At 66.1% G+C, this 19,171-nt stretch carries 20 protein-coding genes and 1 pseudogene; 12 read left to right on the top strand and 9 right to left on the bottom strand.

Features of this window, described 5'->3' with window-relative positions; translation table 11 throughout:
- Positions 1 to 22 precede the first annotated feature (22 nt).
- Positions 23 to 694: an excalibur calcium-binding domain-containing protein gene (locus ABIB27_RS04905; protein WP_354215987.1), complete on the top strand. Its 672-nt coding sequence runs from the start codon at positions 23 to 25 to the stop codon at positions 692 to 694.
- A gap of 187 nt (positions 695 to 881) precedes the next feature.
- Here the strand turns inward: ABIB27_RS04905 and ABIB27_RS04910 are convergent, their stop codons facing one another.
- The 6 genes and pseudogenes from ABIB27_RS04910 to ABIB27_RS04935 all read right to left on the bottom strand — a co-directional run bounded on the left by ABIB27_RS04910 (position 882) and on the right by ABIB27_RS04935 (position 6,882).
- Positions 882 to 1,976, bottom strand: coding sequence for a glycerophosphodiester phosphodiesterase family protein (locus ABIB27_RS04910; protein ID WP_354215988.1), 1,095 nt, complete (start codon positions 1,974 to 1,976; stop codon positions 882 to 884).
- A 211-nt stretch (positions 1,977 to 2,187) separates the two neighbouring features.
- Entirely contained in the window at positions 2,188 to 2,424 is a 237-nt protein-coding gene (locus ABIB27_RS04915; RefSeq protein ID WP_354215989.1) for a hypothetical protein, read from the bottom strand.
- 150 nt (positions 2,425 to 2,574) lie between these two features.
- A complete protein-coding gene (locus ABIB27_RS04920; RefSeq protein WP_354253677.1) occupies positions 2,575 to 3,180 on the bottom strand; it encodes a DEAD/DEAH box helicase in 606 nt (201 codons plus the stop codon).
- A 6-nt stretch (positions 3,181 to 3,186) separates the two neighbouring features.
- Positions 3,187 to 5,309, bottom strand: a pseudogene (locus tag ABIB27_RS04925) (DEAD/DEAH box helicase); the annotation flags it as partial.
- A 61-nt stretch (positions 5,310 to 5,370) separates the two neighbouring features.
- Positions 5,371 to 6,063, bottom strand: a complete 693-nt coding sequence (locus ABIB27_RS04930) for an SWIM zinc finger family protein (protein WP_354215991.1) — start codon at positions 6,061 to 6,063, stop codon at positions 5,371 to 5,373.
- Positions 6,064 to 6,129: 66 nt separating this feature from the next.
- Positions 6,130 to 6,882, bottom strand: coding sequence for an ArsR/SmtB family transcription factor (locus ABIB27_RS04935; RefSeq protein WP_354215992.1), 753 nt, complete (start codon positions 6,880 to 6,882; stop codon positions 6,130 to 6,132).
- Positions 6,883 to 7,014: 132 nt separating this feature from the next.
- On the opposite strand from ABIB27_RS04935, the gene ABIB27_RS04940 reads away from it, so the two are divergent.
- The 4 genes from ABIB27_RS04940 to ABIB27_RS04955 all read left to right on the top strand — a co-directional run bounded on the left by ABIB27_RS04940 (position 7,015) and on the right by ABIB27_RS04955 (position 9,774).
- Positions 7,015 to 7,620 carry an SOUL family heme-binding protein gene (locus tag ABIB27_RS04940; protein WP_354215993.1) on the top strand — a complete coding sequence of 202 codons (606 nt, stop codon included), beginning with the start codon at positions 7,015 to 7,017 and terminating at the stop codon, positions 7,618 to 7,620.
- A 388-nt stretch (positions 7,621 to 8,008) separates the two neighbouring features.
- Positions 8,009 to 9,400 (top strand): OFA family MFS transporter, encoded by a 1,392-nt coding sequence (locus tag ABIB27_RS04945; protein ID WP_354215994.1) that lies wholly within the window; start codon positions 8,009 to 8,011, stop codon positions 9,398 to 9,400.
- A gap of 1 nt (position 9,401) precedes the next feature.
- Positions 9,402 to 9,545, top strand: a complete 144-nt coding sequence (locus ABIB27_RS04950; RefSeq protein WP_354215995.1) for an MFS transporter small subunit — start codon at positions 9,402 to 9,404, stop codon at positions 9,543 to 9,545.
- Positions 9,546 to 9,591: 46 nt separating this feature from the next.
- Positions 9,592 to 9,774 carry a hypothetical protein gene (locus ABIB27_RS04955; protein ID WP_354215996.1) on the top strand — a complete coding sequence of 61 codons (183 nt, stop codon included), beginning with the start codon at positions 9,592 to 9,594 and terminating at the stop codon, positions 9,772 to 9,774.
- A 39-nt stretch (positions 9,775 to 9,813) separates the two neighbouring features.
- On the opposite strand, the gene ABIB27_RS04960 is transcribed toward ABIB27_RS04955, so the two are convergent.
- Both ABIB27_RS04960 and ABIB27_RS04965 read right to left on the bottom strand, forming a co-directional pair.
- Positions 9,814 to 10,659, bottom strand: a complete 846-nt coding sequence (locus tag ABIB27_RS04960; RefSeq protein WP_354215997.1) for a fumarylacetoacetate hydrolase family protein — start codon at positions 10,657 to 10,659, stop codon at positions 9,814 to 9,816.
- A gap of 335 nt (positions 10,660 to 10,994) precedes the next feature.
- Positions 10,995 to 11,579 (bottom strand): histidine phosphatase family protein, encoded by a 585-nt coding sequence (locus ABIB27_RS04965; RefSeq protein ID WP_354215998.1) that lies wholly within the window; start codon positions 11,577 to 11,579, stop codon positions 10,995 to 10,997.
- 24 nt (positions 11,580 to 11,603) lie between these two features.
- Here ABIB27_RS04965 and ABIB27_RS04970 point away from each other — a divergent pair, with 24 nt between their 5' ends.
- Positions 11,604 to 11,819: a nitrilase-related carbon-nitrogen hydrolase gene (locus tag ABIB27_RS04970; RefSeq protein WP_354215999.1), complete on the top strand. Its 216-nt coding sequence runs from the start codon at positions 11,604 to 11,606 to the stop codon at positions 11,817 to 11,819.
- Between the two features lie 48 nt (positions 11,820 to 11,867).
- On the opposite strand, the gene ABIB27_RS04975 is transcribed toward ABIB27_RS04970, so the two are convergent.
- Positions 11,868 to 12,836, bottom strand: a complete 969-nt coding sequence (locus tag ABIB27_RS04975; protein WP_354216000.1) for a LacI family DNA-binding transcriptional regulator — start codon at positions 12,834 to 12,836, stop codon at positions 11,868 to 11,870.
- A 121-nt stretch (positions 12,837 to 12,957) separates the two neighbouring features.
- On the opposite strand from ABIB27_RS04975, the gene ABIB27_RS04980 reads away from it, so the two are divergent.
- The 6 genes from ABIB27_RS04980 to ABIB27_RS05005 are packed head-to-tail and all read left to right on the top strand — an operon-like array spanning position 12,958 to position 18,881.
- On the top strand, positions 12,958 to 13,776 hold the full coding sequence (locus ABIB27_RS04980; protein ID WP_354216001.1) for an ABC transporter permease: 819 nt from the start codon (positions 12,958 to 12,960) through the stop codon (positions 13,774 to 13,776).
- Positions 13,773 to 14,657, top strand: coding sequence for an ABC transporter permease (locus ABIB27_RS04985; protein ID WP_354253591.1), 885 nt, complete (start codon positions 13,773 to 13,775; stop codon positions 14,655 to 14,657). Before ABIB27_RS04980 ends, ABIB27_RS04985 begins: the two co-directional genes overlap by 4 nt.
- On the top strand, positions 14,654 to 15,670 hold the full coding sequence (locus ABIB27_RS04990) for an ABC transporter ATP-binding protein (RefSeq protein ID WP_354216003.1): 1,017 nt from the start codon (positions 14,654 to 14,656) through the stop codon (positions 15,668 to 15,670). The genes ABIB27_RS04985 and ABIB27_RS04990 overlap by 4 nt, the downstream gene beginning before the upstream one ends.
- A gap of 27 nt (positions 15,671 to 15,697) precedes the next feature.
- Positions 15,698 to 16,771, top strand: coding sequence for an ABC transporter substrate-binding protein (locus tag ABIB27_RS04995; protein ID WP_354253592.1), 1,074 nt, complete (start codon positions 15,698 to 15,700; stop codon positions 16,769 to 16,771).
- Positions 16,768 to 17,757 carry a nucleoside hydrolase gene (locus ABIB27_RS05000; protein WP_354253593.1) on the top strand — a complete coding sequence of 330 codons (990 nt, stop codon included), beginning with the start codon at positions 16,768 to 16,770 and terminating at the stop codon, positions 17,755 to 17,757. Before ABIB27_RS04995 ends, ABIB27_RS05000 begins: the two co-directional genes overlap by 4 nt.
- On the top strand, positions 17,754 to 18,881 hold the full coding sequence (locus ABIB27_RS05005) for an adenosine deaminase family protein (RefSeq protein WP_354216006.1): 1,128 nt from the start codon (positions 17,754 to 17,756) through the stop codon (positions 18,879 to 18,881). The genes ABIB27_RS05000 and ABIB27_RS05005 overlap by 4 nt, the downstream gene beginning before the upstream one ends.
- Positions 18,882 to 19,171 lie beyond the last annotated feature (290 nt).

Consider the following 19,171-nt stretch of genomic DNA (forward strand, 5'->3'; position numbering starts at 1 on the left):
CAAAACTTTCCAAGGGGGAAAATTGAAGAAGACGCTTACATTAGTTGTGCTGGCCGGCCTCATGCTGACTGGATGTGGTGGCAAGCCCACTGCACCTGCATCCGCCGTTGCGGTGGTTGAAGAAGCTGTCACGGTTCCAGACGTGCTGGGCCTGACGCTGGACAAAGCCACGGACCAGCTGAAAGATCTCGGGCTCAAGGTCGAGGCTGTGGACACCGCCGACGGCAAGTCAATCATTTCAAAGAAGAACTGGCAGGTGACGTCCCAGGACCCTGCCCACGGTGCACAAGTGGCCAAGGATTCCACCGTGCGCCTGGGTGTCAAGTCCGTTGAGAAGCTGGCGGCGGAAAAGGCTGCGGCGGATAAGGCCGCCGCTGACAAGGTGGCAGCAGAGGTTGCTGCAGCGAAGGCTGCGGCTGATAAAGCTGCTGCCGATCAGGCCGCTGCCGGTGAACAGGCCGCGCGGGACGCGGCAGCCCGGCAGGCCGCCGAGCAGGCAGCGGCCCAGCAAGCCCCCCAACCGGCGGCGAAGCCCGCCCCGATTCCCGCACCGGCAGTCCAGGCGCCGGCAGCCGTGTCCTACGCGAACTGCACGGCTGTACGTGCAGCCGGAGCTGCGCCGATTTATGCTGGTACGCCAGGGTACGGGAAGCACCTCGACCGGGACGGCGACGGCATCGGGTGCGATAAGTAAGCGGATCGGAAGCTTGCACGGAACAGCTCCGTCGTCCTGTGATTGACGGACGCCGCGGATACCTTCACCTGAAGGTCTCCGCGGCATTCGGCTTTAATCAGGCGACGCCGCGGGGGGCGCAGCGCCAATCGTGCACGGCCGCCACCAGATGTGGGCACGCAGTGTAATTGGCATGGAAGTGAGGGGATCAGCCCTTGAGTTCGTAGGCCTTGGGCAGCTTCAGGCCCCGGTCTGCCATGAGCGTGCGCAGGCGGGTGGGGTAGTCGGTGATGATGCCGTCCACGCCCATGTCCATGAGGTTTTTCATGTCGGCGGTGGTGTTCACGGTCCACGGGATGACGGGCAGGCCCAGGTTGTGGGCTTCGGTGATCATCGCGGGGGTGACTGAGCGGAACGTGGGGGAGACGGCGTCGTAGCCCTGCGCGGCTGCTGCCTTGGGCAGCGAACCGTCGTAGTCATCGATGTCGATGCCGCCGAGGTTGCGGCTGGCGCCGGGCTGGCCGACGCCCATCCACGCGTCGCCGCTGGAAAGGGCAACCAGGGGAAGTTCCGGCGCGAGCTGCTTGGTGAGGTTCAGTGAGGACCAGTCGAAGGACTGGATGGTGGTGCGGTCGGCGGCGCCGGAGGCCTGGACTTCCGCCACCACGGCTTTGGTGAGGGCCACCATGCCGGCGCCGCCGGCCATGCCATCTTCCACCTTGGTCTCCACGTTGAAGCGGACCTTCTTGGCGTTGTCGTCCGCGGCCAGCTGGTAGACGTCCTTGAGCTCGGCGATGCGGTTGCCTTCGATGACGTCCTGTTCCGGGTAGCCGGCCAGCTGCGTGAAGCCGCAGTTGAGGGTCTTGAGCTGGGCGAGGGACAGCTCGGCGACGCGGTCCCCCACATAGGGGAACTCGGGGTCCCCGGCGGCGGCGGGTGCGGTGTCCAGGCATTTGGTGGCTGAGATGGTGTCGTCGTGCCAGACCACAACCTTGCCGTCCTCGGTCAGGTGGGTGTCCAGTTCGAGGGTGGTCACGCCGAGCTGCAGGGAGTTGCCGAGGGCTGCCAGGGACTCTTCGGTCCATTCGCCGCGGCCGCCGCGGTGCGCCTGGAGGTCGAAGGAACCGTTGCGCTCGTTCACTTTCAGGCCGGTAGTTGGCGCGGTGGGTGCCGCGCCGGCAGCGTTCGACGACGGCGTGCCGGCCTCCGTGCCCGGGTCCCCGCTGGTGGGGGCGGCGGCGGCGGGGCTCGCCATTGAGGCGATCAGGGCGGCGGCTGCCGCGGCGGTCAGGACTTTGCGCATGGTGGTGGATCCTCCTGGGTAAACGGTTCCGGCAGGTTCGCCGATGACCCGTCCACCGTAGGGAGGGCATATGGCCAGTGAGGTGCCTGGAGTTGGCGGGGAGGTTAACGGGGCGCCATGAAGCCGCCGCTGCCCCTGGGGCGCGAGGCACCGGGCCCCAGGTTCCGCGGATACCATTCGCGAGGTATCCACGGCACCCCGGGACCAGCCACTACAGCTGCGCCGGGTTCAGGGGCAGGGGAGTGATGGGCTGGTCGTTCGCTGCAAGATCGATGCCCAGGTCCTTGGCGAAAACCAGCCGTGTCTCTTTGTAGATGCCGGCGTGGTTTTCGTCCAGCTCAAAGACGCGGGCACCGCGGAGCCTGTTCTTGTCGGCGCCGGGCAGTCCGCAGGCGCCGAAACCTGTCCCGGGCCCGTAGCCGAGTTCCACCCCGTAGTAGTTGCCCACGTAGGTGGTGACGTGGTCATGGCCCAGGCGGGGTCCTTTGACTTCGAGGACTGCACCAGCAGCAGCGAGTTGGAAGTACCCGTAACGCCGCCGGTGGTGTCGCCGTTGACGTTGAACCGATGACCCAACGCAGAGTGAACAGCCGCTGAGTCAGCCGTCGAACAGACCCCGGACATCCTCCGCGGACAGCGCCGAGGAAAACATGGCGTCGTCGTCCAGTACAGCGGTAAAGAGCTTGGCCTTCTTTTCCTTGAGCGCCATGACTTTCTCCTCGATGGTGTCCTTGGCCACCAGGCGGTAGACCATGACATTCCGGGTCTGGCCGATCCTGTGGGTGCGGTCCACAGCCTGTGCCTCTGAAGCGGGGTTCCACCACGGGTCCAGCAGGAAGACGTAGTCTGCCTCAGTCAGGTTCAGCCCGAATCCGCCGGCTTTGAGGCTGATAAGGAACACCGGTGCGCTTCCTGACTTGAACCGCTCGATCACCTCAGCGCGCCGGCGGGTCTTGCCGTCCAGGTAGGCGTAGGGGATGCCTTCCGCGTCAAGCCGAGCGGCCGCCTTGCCCAGGAAACCGGTGAACTGGCTGAAGATCAGGGCCCGGTGTCCCTCGGCCACGATGTCGCCGAGCTGTTCCATCAGGGCGTCGAGCTTACTGGACGGGACGGAGGCATATTTCTCGTCCACCAGTGACGCGTCCAGGCTGAGCCTGCGCAGCATCGTGAGGGACTTGAAGATCGCGAAGCGGTTCTTGTCCATGTCATCGAGCAGCCCCAGAACCTTCTGCCGTTCGCGCTGCAGGTGCCGCTGATAGATGGTGCGGTGCCGCGGCGCCAGTTCCAGTTCCAGCACTTGTTCCTGCTTGGCGGGCAAGTCCTTGGCCACCAGCTCCTTGGTGCGCCGCATCATCAGGGGCCGGATGCGCCGTCGTAATTGCGCCAGCTTGTCCGCGTCCCCTTCCTTCTCCACCGGCTTCCGGTAGTAGTCGGTGAAATGATTCGACGACGGGAACAGCCCGGGGCGGTGATCGAGAACATGGACCACAACTCCATCAGGTTGTTCTCCATGGGCGTTCCCGTGATGGCCAGCTTGAACGGGGCCGGGAAACGGCGGGCATTCTGGCTGGCCTTGGTGGCCGGATTCTTCACGAACTGGGCCTCGTCCAGCACCAGCCCGGCCCACCGCTGTGCGGCGTAGGCCTCGTAGTCGAGCCGGAAGAGCGTATAGGAAACAACCACGACGTCGGACCCGGCGGTAAGTGCCGCCGGATCCGTCCCGCTGCGCTGCAGCGTGTCCGAAATGGCGGTGAGGCGCAGCGCGGGCGCAAAACGTGCGATTTCCGCGGCCCAGTTGGGCACCACGGAGGTAGGGGCCACCACCAGGAAGGGGTGGCGCGCGGTTTCGTCCCGTTCCGGGGCGCCGATGCCATTCTTGGCATGGCAGATCAAGGCGATGGCCTGCACGGTTTTGCCCAGGCCCATGTCGTCCGCGAGCACACCGCCCAGGCCCTGCTCCCACAAGAAGGCCAGCCAGTTGAAGCCGTCCTGCTGGTAGGGGCGCAGCGATGCGTTGAGTCCAGCCGGCAGCGGAGAGTCCCGAAGCTCCGAGAACCGCAGCAGCCCGCCGACACTCCGCCGCCAGGACTCGGCCTGCTCCGCGGTGGCAGAGAGTTCCTCCAGCTCGTCCCAGAGGCCGGCCTGGTACCGGCTGATCCGCAGCGGCCCATCGTGCTCCTGCAGTGACCGGGCCTCTTCAATGAGCCGGCGCAACTGTTGGAACTCGGGCTGGTCGAGCCGGAAGTAGTTGCCGTTGGCCAGCATCAGGTGTTCTTCGCCGGCGGCCAGGGCCCGGAAGAGCTGCTGGAAGGGGATGTCTTCCCCGCCGAGGGTGACCGTGACGCCCAAATCAAACCAGTCGCCGTCGGCCGTTCCCGTGGTGCTGATGCCGATCAGGGGTGTTTCCGTGAGCTCGGAGTAGTCCGGCACCGTGCCTGTGGTGACTACGCGCACGTGCTCAAGCAGCTCCACTGCCGGGAGTGCGTCGGTGGTGAAGCGGGCGGCGGCGACGTTCCTGAGCTCGGCCGGCCGCGTGCTGCCCGGGTGGCCGGACGGTGCGTCCGGGAACTGCTCCCGCCAGGCCGCCGAAAACGGGGACAGGGCAACGGCCACCTTAGCCAGGAGTTCTGATTCGAAGGTGTGGTCGCGGAAGCCGGTGCCGGCGTCGGGCAGCGGCTGGCGGGTCACGGTACCGGCGGAAACGTACTCCCAGTGCCATTGAAGGTCCAGTTTGCCGATGCTGTGGGCGGCTGTCAGCACTAGCTCCGGCGGCAGGATCTGCGGCAGCTCCACTGACTCATCGCTGCAGATGACATCCGCTGCCTGGGCCAGCTGCGGAAAGGTGGCGCCCAGGAAGGACTCGCGGGCCGCCGCCGGAATGAGCAGTTCCGTGCGGTGATGGATCAGCGGACGGACGGCGTCGGGAACCGGGGCTGTGGTGGGGGCAAGGTGCAGGCCGCTGGTTGCCGTGGAGGTGCCCGGGCCCGTGGCGGAGTCCCACCAGAACAGCCCGTGGCCAGGCTGGCCGATCACGCCCATGGCGGTGTGGTTTGCGGCGGTATCGCCGGACTCACCGTCGGCGTCTCCACGGCCGACGCCGAGGTGCGGTACCAGCATCAACCCGCCGTCGTGTGCCCGGACGTCCAGTGCAACGCTGACGGGGTCATGGACGGCCACGGCGTCGCCGGACTTTGCGGCCACCAGCGCCACGCCGATTGCGCTTGCTTGGCCGAGAAGCTGCCAGAGCAGCGGGCTATGAAACAGTTCCAGGGGCAGATGCGCCGCTGGTGCCTGCGTGCCCGCGATTGCGTACAGGGATCTGAAGGTCCGCATCCAGCGCACCTGCTCTGTGCTGAATTCGTCAGTTTGATACCCGTAATATGACTGGCCGAAACTATCCCAGCGCAGCTGGCCAACCACCCACTTCCCCTTGGCATTCTGCTTCACCGGTCTGGCGGTCAGGCTGATGCCGGGGGCGGATGAGTTTTGCCAGGGGTCGCTGCGTCCCCGCTGGTGCCAAAGCGGCTTGCTGGGCATGGATTCTATAAGTTCCAGTTGCACGCCGAGCCTCACTGCCGGCGGGCTTGCGGACCTGCCGGGACCGCTGGCGAAACCTTGGTACCTTTGCTGCCGGTTGGGGGTGGAGAAGGCTGTGGATCTGCTCCTGCCACAGGGCGGGCGGTGTCTTCTTCTGCGCAGGGGGTTTCTGGACAGTCTTCCGGGCCTCGGGTGGAGATAGCTTCGGCGCCGGGGGAATCTCCAGGAGTGCCAGCTGTTCCATCACGGGCCCGCTGCTGATTTCCAGGAGCAAAGCGGCCACATGCTTGCAGTTAAATTGCATGGGGCAGGAGCAAAAGCCCCATTCAAGGCGCAGTCCGCCCACACCGTTCTTGAACGCGGCCCTGGTCCGGTACGGGGCGCTGCGGTTGCCCTGGACCATTCCTTTCAGCTCCAGCTTCTTGGGGTTCCATTCGACGCTCGAGACCGCGCCTTTGCGCGAGTAGGTGCGGCCGCGGCTGAGCGAGGTGCCACCCACGAGGGAGCTGATCACGGGGTCGGCGAGCTGTGGCGGGTTCGTGAGAGTCACAGGTTAACGCTACCGGGTGGGGGTTGTGGAACGCAGCTTGCCCGGGTGTGGGTGCCGCACCTCGCCTCAGGTGTACAGCAGGGAGCCGGGGGTGGTGAGGAGTTCCCCGGTTTCGAGCCAGGTTTTCAGGCCGGAGAGGATCATGGGCCAGCCGCCGTAGAGCTGGTCGTTGGCGCCTTCGCGGAGGTGGTCGTGGGTGACGGTGAGGTGGCAGGAATCGCCCACGGGTTCGATCTCCCAGGTGATGCGCGAGGTGCCTTCGGCTTTGACGTCCTCGCCCCAGAGCGCGGTCATGGTCTGGACGAGCTTCCGCGGCGGGTCAACTTCGATGTTCTCGCCTTCGCCCAGAAGCGCCCCGGCTTTGGGGTTGCCCATTTCAAACCGCCCGCCCGGGGTCCAGTCGGAGTTGATGGAGTTCCCGAACTGGTATTTGCTGCGGATCTCGCTGTCCGTAATGGCCTCCCAGAGCCGTTCCGGGGTGGTTTTAATGTAGATTTCGAAGATTTTTTCCATGGGACTTTCCAATCTGGATTTGAGGTCGCTGAGGCCAGCGGCCCATGGTTCGGCGTATTTGCTCACCCAGCGGTCGTGGATGAGGCGGATGGGCACCGGATTGAGGAAATGCAGTTTCTCCCGGCCCCGACGGCGGGTGACCACCAGGCCGGCGTCCTCCAGCAGCTTGAGGTGCTTCATGACCCCGAAACGGGTCATGCTGAACCGCGCCCCGAGTGCCGTCAGCGATTGGCCATCCTCGCGGAAGAGCCCATCGAGCAGGTCCCTGCGGGTGGGGTCGGCGAGAGCCTTGAACACGGCGTCCATGGTTCCATGATAGGTGACTGTATGGTCACATATCAATGGTTACGACGGCAGACTGTGCTTGGGTGCGTCATCGGCAGCCGGTGCGCTGACAGGGTGGCCGCACGGACCGGGGCGGCGTAGGCTCGGGGGACCATGACCGAACAGCAGCCTTACGAACTGGTTCACCGCTACCCGCACTTCGAGTTGCGCCGGTATCCGGGGCACGTCCTCGCCGAGGTGGTGGTCAATGCCACCTTTGACCGTGCCGGTTACGCCGCCTTCCGGCATTTGTTCAACTACATCAGCGGCAACAATACGTCGCGGCAGAAAATGGCAATGACGGCCCCGGTCATCCAGGGGACCGGAGCTCCACAAAAGCTGGCGATGACTGCACCGGTCATCCAGAGCGGGCCCTTGCCGGGAAGCCGAGGGATCGCAGATTTCGTGGTGGCCTTTGTGCTCCCCGCAGGCCTCACGGCCGCGACGGCGCCTGTCCCGTCGGACCCTCAGGTCAAGCTCCGGGAAGTACCCGGCTCCCTGGCCGCGGCCCTCCGCTTCTCAGGCAGCGGCACCGCGGCAGCGTTCGCTCGGCGGAACAACGGACTGCAGGCCGCACTGACACTCGCCGGACTTACCGCGGCGGGGCCGCCGCGGTTCGCCCGCTTTGACCCGCCGTTCAAGCCTTGGTTCCTGCGCCACAACGAGGTAGTCCAGGACGTGCAGGAAAGCGCGGCAGCTGATGGGTCGCCGGCGGTCTGACGCGGCCGGGACTTCCGTGATCCGCACTGCGGCGAAGCCGTCGCGGACGCGGATGCTGGATGTCGACGTCGGCCTCTACCGTGGCGCACGGCTGTCCCGCAGTAACGCGCGCAGCTGAACTCGGGTGCGGCGTTGGCGTAGATGGTCCACTTGCCGCCGGGCGTGCGGTGCCAGAGGGAGCGGTAGCAACTGCCCCATTTTGTTTCACAGGGCCCCGCGCGGGACCTGCCGTCACACCGCTCCCCGTAAATTACCTACCGCTCGGCGCGCAATTAGTACGTTTGCTGATGATCTGGCACATGATTGCTGGAGGTAACGGAACCTGGTGGGGTCTTTCGCCTCTGGATCGAACGGACATCGACGTCGTCGACAAGCAAGAGGAGCACTTATGGGCTGGCTGGATCGTGACCACACAATCGCCCCGCCGGGATTCAACCGCTGGCTCGTACCGCCCGCGGCGCTCGCCGTCCACCTTTGCATCGGCCAGGCCTACGCCACCAGCGTGTACAAAACGGCGCTGGTCAAGCATTTCGGTGCCAGCCTGACCGAAATCGGCGTGATTTTCTCCATCGCCATCGTGATGCTGGGCCTCTCGGCGGCGATCATGGGCACCTGGGTGGACACAAACGGCCCGCGCAAGGCGATGTTCACCTCGGCCATGTTCTGGGCCAGCGGCTTCCTGATCGGCTCGATCGGCATCTTCACCCACCAGCTCTGGCTCGTCTACCTCGGCTACGGCTTCGTGGGCGGCATCGGCCTGGGCATCGGCTACATCTCGCCCGTGTCCACCCTGATCAAGTGGTTCCCGGACCGGCCGGGCCTGGCCACCGGCATGGCCATCATGGGCTTCGGCGGTGGCGCGCTGATCGCCAGCCCCGTCTCCACGGCCCTGCTCAAAATGTATGATCCCAACTCCGGCGCCCAGGGCTGGGTGGCCAGCGGCGACGCCGTCGGAAAGCTCTTCCTGACCCTCGCCGTCGTCTACCTCGCGTACATGCTCTTCGGCGCCTTTACCATCCGGGTCCCCGCCGACGGTTGGCGCCCGGCCGGGTTCGACCCCGCCAAGGTCAAGGCTGCAAAGCTTGTCACCACGGAGAACGTCAGTGCCAAGAACGCCATCAAAACCCGGCAGTTCTGGCTGGTGTGGGTGGCGCTGTTCTGCAACGTCACCGCCGGCATCGGCATCCTGGAACAGGCCGCACCGATGATCCAGGACTTCTTCCGCCAGGCCGACGGCGTGTCCTTGGTCAGTGCCGGCGTCGCCGCAGGCTTCGTGGGACTGCTCTCCATCGGCAACATGGCCGGGCGCTTCGCCTGGTCCGCCACGTCCGACGTCACCGGGCGCAAGCGCATCTACATGGTGTACCTGGGCGTAGGCGCTGTGCTCTACACCGTCCTGGCGCTGGCCGGTTCAACCACCACCATCCTCTACGTGGCACTGGCATTCGTCATCATTTCCTTCTATGGCGGCGGCTTCGCGACCGTCCCGGCATACCTGCGGGACCTCTTCGGGACCTTCCAGGTGGGCGCCATCCACGGCCGGCTGCTGACCGCCTGGTCCGCTGCCGGGGTGGCGGGGCCGCTGATCGTCAACGCTTTCCTGGACGCCCAGGGCAAGCCCGGGCAGCTGAACGCCGCGTCCTACCAGCCGGCGCTGCTGACCATGGTGGGGCTGCTGGTGGTTGGCTTCGTGGCCAACCTGTTGGTCAAACCGGTGGACGCACGGTTCCACGAATCCAGCGCCGGCCGCGGCCGGCACGAATCTGCCATGGAGGCCTGAGATGAGCACTGCACACACCCCCGGCGCACAGGCGCCCGTGAAAGCGTCCACCGGCAGGCTCGCCGTGGCCTGGGCCCTCGTGGGGGTGCCGCTGGCCTACGGAGTCTACGAAACCCTGACCCGCGTGGCGGCGCTGTTCGGCTAGCGGTTGGCGAGCGTCAGCAGGTTGCCTTCTGTCACGGGACAGCACCGTGATCAGTGGTGCCGTTCACCTCCGACTCACTGCGGCCGGAATTATTGGCGACGGCGGACTCCCCGCCCAGCGTCTCCAACAGGCCGTCCACCTGGTCCTCCTGCAGGGCGATCAGCGGGGAATAATGACGGCGGGACCGCGCCTTGCGCTGAACGGCGTCGAGGTCATCGGGTGGCGCTGAGGAGCGCTTTCCAATTCCGTGGTCTGACCGTGCCCTTCCTTAGGCCTGGATGAATTCCTGGCGCTGGCGCCCGAGGCCTTCCACTTCAATTTCGAGGACGTCGCCGGCTTTCAGGTACGGGAAGCGCCCCGACAGTGCCACGCCTTCCGGGGTGCCGGTGCAGATCAGATCCCCTGGCTCCAATACAAGATACTGGCTGAGGTGGTGGATGAGGGTGGCGACGTTGAAGATCAGGTCCCCCGTGGTGGAATCCTGGCGCGGTTCGCCGTTGACCCAGCTGCGCAGCCGCAGGTTGCCGGCGTCGACCTCGTCAGGGGTGACCAGATACGGGCCGGTGGGGCAGAACCCGGCGCAGTTCTTGCCCTTGGACCATTGGCCGCCGGACACTTCGAGCTGGAAGTCGCGCTCGGACAGATCGTTGACCGTGACGAAACCGGCGATGTGGTCGACGGCCTCCGACGGGGACGCGAGGTATGAAGCGCGCGCGCCGATAACGACGCCGAGCTCGACCTCCCAGTCCGTTTTGCTGGAGCCGCGGGGAATCGCGACGGCGTCATGGGGCCCTGAGACGGTGTTGGGGGCCTTGTGGAAGAGGAGGGGGAAGGCGGGGGGAGCGGAGCCGGATTCGGCGGCGTGTCCTGCGTAGTTCAAGCCGATGCCATACACCGCGGAGGGCCTGGTGATGGGGGCGCCGATCCGGAGGCCGTCGGCCTCCAGCTCGGGCAATTCGCCGGCGGCCAGGGCTGCGGCGGCGCGGGCGGGCCCGCCGGACGACCAGAAGTCGGCGTTGATATCCGCCGTCAAGGACGCTAGGGAGTAGCACTTTTCGCCATTCATGATGGCGGGGATTTCGGAACCGGGTGTACCAAGACGTGCGAATTTCATTGATTCAGCTCTTTCTCGGAAGGCAGGATCAGTCGTTGATGCCGCATCTCGGCCCAGGCCTTGACGGCGAGGGGATGGTCAGCCGGCCGGATGGCCCGGCCAGCAGTTCCAGAGGTGCTTTTTGTCATTCTAGGTGGGGCCAGCCGTAGTAACCGAGTGTGACTGTGGCTCGGTTTTCAACACACCGACGTTCACCGCCCCGCCTGCCGTTGTCCCAGCCTGACAGCAACGCGGGGTCACTTTTCGCCCATCCTGATGGCCGGGATGGCGAGAAGTGACCCCGCGTTGGTTTGTGCTGCGAGGAAAAACCCGGAGTCAAGTGGACCCCGGTGCGGTCAGCTCATGGCCGCGGCCGCCAGCTGCACGCCATTGAGGTATTCGAGTTTCCAGCCGTCGGCGGGGTGGTGGTGGGCCAGGTTGAGCACAGCGTTGTCGATGCGCTCCAGCTGGCGCCCGATCGCACGGTTGAGGCTGAGCCGGATGAGCGTGCCGTGGGCGACGACGAGGATGCGGCCGCCGCGGAACTCCTCGGCCAGGGCTTCCAGCGCCGTGAGTCCGCGGAGCGCGGCTTCGTCCTCGCCCTCCGCGCCACGGAAGCCGCCGGGGATGCGCAGTGCATCCAGCTCGGGCCCGTCCTGGAGTCCTTCGGCGCGGCCCAAGCTGCGCTCGGTGAGTTCAGGCACATGCCGGTGGACACCGAGCCCTAATTCTGCGGCAATCAGGTCCGCAGTTTCCGCGGCGCGGCTCAGCGGCGAGGACACGACGGCGTCCCATTCATGGATGGACAGGGCGTTGACGGCTTCCCGGGCCTGGCCGCGGCCGACGTCGTTGAGGGGAATATCGGTGGATCCCTGCAGCCGGCGCTGTGCATTCCAGTCGGTCTGGCCATGGCGGATGAGAGCGAAGGTTGTGAGGGTCATGCTGTCCATTGTCTCTGAGCTTCGATGGGCGCGGGAATCGTCCCTTCACGCCGTCTGAAATTCGTCCGCAGCGCGGACGGGTGCTCGTCCTGGGTGCCGGGAGAGCACAAGACAGAGCAGTGGCTGGCCCTCAACGCCGCCCGCGCCATCGAGAACAGCGTGTACGTGGCCGGGGTATGCCAGGCCCCGCCGATCTCCGTGGGACGAAGCGTGCTGGTGGATCCGAATGGGGGTTGTTGAGACTGACTTGGGCTTGAAACCGGGTGTGCGTGCCTTGGAGGCAGGGGGTCAGCCGAACTCCGGAGCCCACTGCAGCGGGACTTCAACACGGCGATGGAAGGGCCGCGGTTCAAGGTTGCCGTCCAGCAAACCCAGCAGGGTCTTCATGGCAGTTTCCCCCACCAGATCGGCGTCCACTTTCAATGCTGTGATGTTAAGTCCGGAGAGTGTTCCGATGGCCAGGTCGTCGGCGCTGGCCACAACGAGCTTTCCGGGAACAGAGGTGCCCTGGCGCTGCAGCTCGAATAACAGGCCCAGCGAGATGGCGCTGGCATAGATGACAACGGCGGTGGCGTCGGAACCGGAAAGCAGCCGGGCGACCTCCGTACCGGATGCGAACGTCGGCGGAAGCGGGCCGATAACCTCCACCGTGCAGGTCTCGCCGGCCGCCTCGCGGACCGCGGCAAGGCGCCTTTGGTCCATCCAGGATCCAGCAGGTCCGCTGACGTAGGCAATGCGTCGGTGCCCGGCGGCAACCAGTCCGGTAACCAGCTCCAGCAGGGCCGTTGGGGTATCTGCCATGACCGAGGGGATGCCCTCTTCCTGCCGGTCCACGGTCACCAGCGGCTTGCGTTCCGAGAGCGTTTTCAGGAAGCCGGCTGAGGCACGCGGGGAGGCCAGGACAAAGCCGTCCACCTGTTCCGCGAGCCGCAGCAGGCGCTGCTGCTCGGCGTCGTTCTCTGCCTGCAGGACCGTGATCGTCGCCTGGAGGTCTCCGAGTTCCGCCGCGCGCTGGGCGCCCTGGATGATGGGGGTGAAGAAGCTGTTTTCCAGTGTGGGGACCACAATCGCCACGAGTCCTGTGGAGCCCTTGGCCAGGGCGCGGGCTGCCCGGTTGGCGGAGAAGCCCAGGCTGGCGGCGGCTGAGATCACCCGTTCACGTGTCTCGGGGCTCAGCAGCTGCGGCTGGTTCATGGCGCGTGACGCCGTTGCCTTGGAAACGCCGGCTAGCGCCGCCACATCTGCCAACGTCACCATATCGTCATGACCTTCCCTTATGGACTGCTTGTGTGATGTACTCTACGTTGTAGCGATGTAACCGGTTGTACAACCGGTTACATCATCAGTCGAATCGTACCTCGAAACGGAGTGCCGTCGGGTGCTGTCAAAGAAATCTTCGCTCCTCCTGCTGGGTCCGGGCCTGATCTTCATCCTGGTTGGCTTCTGCCTGCCTGCCCTGATGCTCCTCCTGGCGCCCCCCGGGATCTCCACCGGCCAAGTGTTCGCCCGCCTGGGCCGCATGCTCCAGGACCCGTATGACCTGGCCATCATCGGCCGGACCATGGGCCTGGGCCTGCTGGTCACTGTGCTCTGCCTGGCCCTCGGCTTTCCCATCGCCCTGCTGCTGGCCCGTTCCACCTCCCGCTGGTCCGGAATGCTGCTGGCCCTGGCCATCTTCCCGCTCCTGCTCAGCAACGTGGTGCGCACCTATGGCTGGCTGGTCCTGCTGGGCCAGAACGGCGTGATCGGGCAGGTTATCTCCGCCATGGGGCTGCCCGCCCCGCAGCTGCTCTACACGGAGTCGGCGATCGTCCTGGGCCTCCTGCAGCTCTTCCTGCCGCTGGCCATCGTGTCCTGCTATTCCGCGGTGGCCCAGGTGGATGCAGGGCTCGACGACGCCGCCCGCGGCCTGGGTGCCTCCCGTACCAGGGTCCTGTGGACAGTGACGCTCCCGCTCTCCCTCCCCGGGGTGATCGTGGCCGCAACGCTCGTGTTCGCAGGATCCACCACCGCCTACACCACGCCCTACCTCCTGGGCGGCAGCAACCAGCGGATGCTGGCTACGCAGTTGTTCAACTACTCCACGGTCAGCATCGACTGGTCTGCGGCCTCCGCCGTGGCAATGATCATGACCGTGTTGGTGTTCGCAGTCTCGGCAGTAGCCGCCGCCGTCGGCAAGAAGGGAAGGATCTCATGACCATCCGTACAGTCCTGCGGCTTCCCGGTGCGCAGCCCGAAAACAAGAACCCCAAGATGACGCCGCCACGAACCGTGCAGCCAACAACCGGCCGACGCCCCATCCTCGGAGCCCTCGCGATCATCGGCTACATGGTCATGATCGTGCCCATCCTGTTCGTAGTGGCCGCGGCCTTCTCGGGCGGGGACAGCCTGCAGTTCCCGCCCGAAAGCTTCTCCCTGAAGTGGTTCGCGGCGGCCGCTAGCTACAAGCCGTTTATGACGGCACTGGTCTCCAGCGCCCAGCTGGCAGTCCTGGCCACCGTCCTCGCCCTGATCATCGGCGTCCCCGCTGCACTGGCCCTGCAGCGCAGCACCTTCGCCGGCAAGGGCTGGGTACAGGGACTCTTCCTCTCGCCGCTGATCGTCCCCGAACTGGTGGTGGGCCTGGCCCTCTACCAGCAGCTGATCGCCGGGCTGGGCACGGCCGCGTTCACGGCCCTGCTGGTGGGCCACACTGCACTGCTGATCCCGTACGCCGTCCGCGTCACCGGGGCGTCCCTGGCGCTCGCCGATCCGTTCGTGGAGGAAGCGGCCCGCGGCCTGGGCGCACGCCCGTTCAAGGTCTTCACCTCAGTGACCCTTCCCCTGCTGCGCCCGGGCATTGTCTCCGCGGCGCTGTTGAGCTTCGTGACCTCATTCAACAACGTTCCGCTCTCCCTGCTGCTGCAGGGCCGCACCTTCAACACGTTGCCGGTCTCCATGCTCGACTACGTCCAGAAATCCTACGATCCGATGATCGCGGCCATGTCCACACTGATCCTGGCTGCCACCATCGTCTTCGCATTCATCGCTGAGCGCACCGTCGGCTTCGCCACAATCTTCGGAGGCATCAACAAATGACCATTGCAGCGCAACTGCGCGACGTCAGTCAGGTCTTCGGCGACTTCACCGCCGTCGACGGCATCAACCTGGACATCGCGAGCCGGAAGCTGACCACCCTGCTGGGCCCCAGCGGCTGTGGCAAGACCACCACATTGCGGATGATCGCCGGTTACTCACAGCCGACGTCGGGCTCCATCCTGATCAACGGCAAGGACGCCACGCGGCTGCCGCCGGAGAAGCGGAACCTTGGCATGGTGTTCCAGAGCTACGCGCTGTTCCCGCACATGAGCGTGGCGGACAACGTGGGCTACGGCCTGAAGCTGCGCAAGGTGGCCTCCCCGGAGCGCCGCAAGCGTGTCACCGAAGCCTTGGACATGGTGGGGCTCGGCCACCTCGCGGAGCGACGGCCCAAGGCACTCTCCGGTGGGCAGCAGCAGCGCGTTGCCCTGGCCCGCGCCATCGCCATCCGCCCCGATATCCTGCTGCTGGACGAACCCCTCTCCAACCTGGACGCGCGGCTGCGCCTGCAGATGCGTGCGGAAATCCGCCGTATCCAGCAGGAAACCGGCCTCACGGTGGTCCTGGTCACGCATGACCAGGAAGAAGCGCTCGAAATGAGCGACGACATGGTCCTGATGCGCAGCGGAAAGATCATGCAGCAGGGCTCCCCGCAGGACGTCTTCCAGCGTCCCGCCAACCGCTTCGTGGCCGAATTCATGGGCTACGAGAACTTCTTCGCCACCCCCGAGTACGCCCAGGCCACGGTCCGCCCGGAAAACCTGCAGCTTATCGGCCGCGGCGCAGCCCTCAACAGCGGCGCACACAACCTCCCGGCGGTCATCACCCAGATCGCTTACCGGGGCGTTGACGTTATGGTCCGGGCCACCGCCACGGACAGCACCGGAACGGTAGTGGACCTCCTCGCCTCAGTCCGTGCCGACTCCGGCGCCACCTCCGGGCTCCACCTTGAGCCCGGTGCCGAAATCACCGCAGCCATCCGTCCGGCCGATCTTGTCCCCCTGGCCGATTAGCATCCTCCCCAACCCGAAAAGGCAATCATGAGCAACAACAAGCGTTCCACGCGCTGGTCCGCCAGCGCAGCTGTACTCCTCACCTCGGCCGTGGCCCTGACCGCCTGCGGCGGCGACACCCAGGCCGGCGGCGACAACAAGACCCTGGTGCTGAGCACCTTCGCGTTTGGCGTCGACGACTTCAAGAAGTCTGTGATCGACCCCTTCACCGCCGCCACCGGCATTGAGGTGGAGGTGGAGACCGGCTCCAATGCGGACCGGCTGTCCAAGCTGGAGCTGAACAAGAACTCCGGCACCGACGTCATGCTGATCTCGGACTACTACGCAGCAGCGGGCCAGGCCAAGGACCTGTTCGAGAAGGCCGATCCGGCCAAGATCCCGAACATGTCCAAGGTGGCTCCCTTCGCCGTCGACGACAAAATCGACGGTCCCGCCTACACCTTCCAGCTCAACGGCATGATGTACCGCACCGATGTCATGGACGCGGCCACGGCCGCCAAGTGGGAGACCTTGAGCGATCCGGCCAGGGCCAACAAGATCGCCCTCCCGGACCTCGCGGCAACCTCCGGCCAGCTGACGCTCTCCGGTTTCGCCGCCACCTACGGCTCGGGCCCGCTCGACGTCGACAAGGGCCTCGAAACCATGGGTGCCCTGGCGCCGTCGGTGCTGAAGTTTTACACTGCCTCCACCGAGGTCACCAACCTGATCCAGCAGAAGGAGATCGTGGCCGCCCCGGCACTGGACGGCTTCGCCCGCAACCTGGTTAGCTCCGGCGCCCCCGTGGCCTGGACCCCGACGGCCACCGGCAAATACATGACCACCAACCGGGCCATGATCGTCAAGGGCACCAAGCACCAGAGCGCCGCCGAGAAATTCATCGACTACATGCTCTCCGCCAAGGCACAGTCAGCTTCCGCCGAGGTTCTGGGCGACAAGCCGGTGAACCCGGAGGCCATGGTTCCGGACATCCTGACGAAAGTCTCCGGACCGGCCGCCAAGGACCCAGTGGGCGCTGGCTTCGCCACGCTGGACATGGGCCCGATCGTGGAAAACCGTTCCGCATGGGTTGAGCGCTACGCACGCGAAGTCACCTCCAAGTGACCCTACCCGTCATCATCAGCTGCGACCCCGGCATCGACGACGCCGTGGCCCTGGCCCTGGCGTTCGGCTCACCCGAGCTGAAGGTGCTGGCGGTCGCAGCGACGGCGGGGAACGTCTCCTTGGGGAGGGCCACCGCCAACGCGGCGGCCCTGCTGGACCTGCTGGGCGTGGCTGCGGACTTCCCCGTTTATTCGGGGGCAGCCGCCCCGCTCGCGGGCGGCGAACGGATCGCGGACGAACCCGTCCACGGAGTGGGCGGCCTCGGCGGCGTCCTGTTGCCGGACTCCACCCGCAGTATTGAGACCGACGCCGTGGCACACATGGCGGGCCTCATCCTGGACCGCCCCGGCGAGGTCACCCTCCTTGCCCTCGGCCCGCTGACCGACGTCGGGCACTTGTTCAACCGCTTCCCGGACACCATTGCGGCGATCGGCCAGCTGGTGATCATGGGCGGCGCCGTGTTCAGCCAGGGCAATGTCACGCTGAGCGCCGAATTTAACTTCTACGCCGACCCCGAGGCCGCCGCCCTGGTGCTTGAGCGCGGCCAGCGGATCCGCCTGGTTCCGCTGGACGTGACCCGCAAGGCGGTAGTGGACCGCCCGACGGCGACCATGCTCGCCGGCCTGCCGTCCCCGGCAGGGGAGATTGGCGCGATGCTCGTGGACATGTGCAACACCATGGTGGCCCGCGGCCGGCCGGACGGCGCCGTGATGCACGATCCCCTGGCGGCCGCGGCCGTGATTGAGCAGTCCCTCATTACCTGGCAAGCAGCCACGGCCACCGTGGAACTGCACGGCGCCCTGACCCGCGGGGCCGTCGTCGCCGACGTCCGTGGAGTCTCCGGCCGCGAACCCAACATCCGCTACGGCCGCGACGTCGCGGCGGCCAACTTCCTGACCATGCTGACCGAACGGCTCAAGGGCCTCGGCCTGCCCGGCACTGCCCGGCCCCGCCCTGCCCGCCCCGAAAGGGAAACAACACCATGATCGACAGCGCTGCCTATGGCGCCTACCTGGACCGCATGCCCAAGACCGATATCCACGTCCACCTGACGGGGACGGTCCGGGCCTCCACTTTTGCCGAACTTGCCGCACGGGAGGGTCTGCAGCTTCCCGAGGATCCGCTGGAGATCTTCGCGAACATCAACTCCCGGCCGCCGGACCCGGCACTGTACGTCAACACCCGCATTCCCGTCCCGCAGGGACCCTCGGACGATGAGCCCGGGGTCTCCTACTCTCTGTTCAAGGCCTCCGAGTGGGCGCTGCAGTGCCTGCGTTCCGCCGATGACGTGACGCGGATTGTCTACGAGGCCTTCGAGGACGCTCACGCCAGCGCCACCCGCCACCTGGAGCTGTTCTTCGACGAACTGCCGCCCAGCCTTACCCACCTGGGCTACCACGGCTATGTCCAGGCCATGGCGGAGGGCATCCGCCGGGCCGAACAGGACTTCGACATGACGGGCCTGCTTATCGCCGGCATCGACCGCAGCCAGTCCGGTGAGCATGCCCTCGCGCTGGTCCAGAACCTGATCGACAACCCGCACCCCGACGTCGTGGGAATCGGTCTGGACAACCTGGAGACCTCCGGCCCGCCCGAGCGATTCGAAGCCGCCTACCAGCTGGCCGGCCGCCACGGGCTCAAGCGCACGGCGCACTCCTCGGAGCATGCTCCGCTGGCGAAGAACACCATCACCTGCCTGGATGTGCTGGGCTGCGACCGGATTGACCACGGCTACTTTGTGCTGGAAGACGACGACGTCGTGGCCCGGGTCCGCGACGAACAGGTGGCCTTCACGGGCATCTTCACAACGTCGCGCCGCTCCTGGCGCCCGTGGCGCCGGGCCTCGATCAAGGCCATGGCCGACGCCGGGCTGAAGATGGTCATCGCCTCGGACGACCCCGGGATGTTCCCGACGACGCTCGCGGCCGAGTACCGGATCGCGGCTTTCGAGCTGGGCTTCCCGGCGGCGAAGATGCGCGAGATCGCCCTCAACGGCGTCGACGCCTGCTGGCTGCCCGAAGCCGCCAAGGCGAAGCTGCTTGAGCGTTTCGTGGCGGAACTGGACGCGCTGGAAGCGGAGCTCTTCGAAGGCAGTCAGCTGCCGGGGTAGCCACCCCTGCCACCTGAACAGCATGCCAGCATGCTGTTCAGATGGCAGCCGTCAGGAGGTGCTCCGTGCCAATGTCGTGCTAAACCTGCGCTTGGTGATCCTCTTTGTCACGCTCCGCTACAGGCCGGGGCCGTTTCCACACTGACTCGCGGGGACCGGGCTGGTAGGCCGCCAGGTTTTGAGGCCGGAGAGGATCATTGGCCAGCCGCCGTACAGGTGGTCGAGGTCTTTGCCGGGTCGGGCGGCGGCGGTTGGGAGCCACGGCACCCCTGTATCCTGAGAATGTAGGT

It is taken from the genome of Arthrobacter sp. UYEF21 (assembly GCF_040546085.1).
GTDB lineage: Bacteria > Actinomycetota > Actinomycetes > Actinomycetales > Micrococcaceae > Arthrobacter.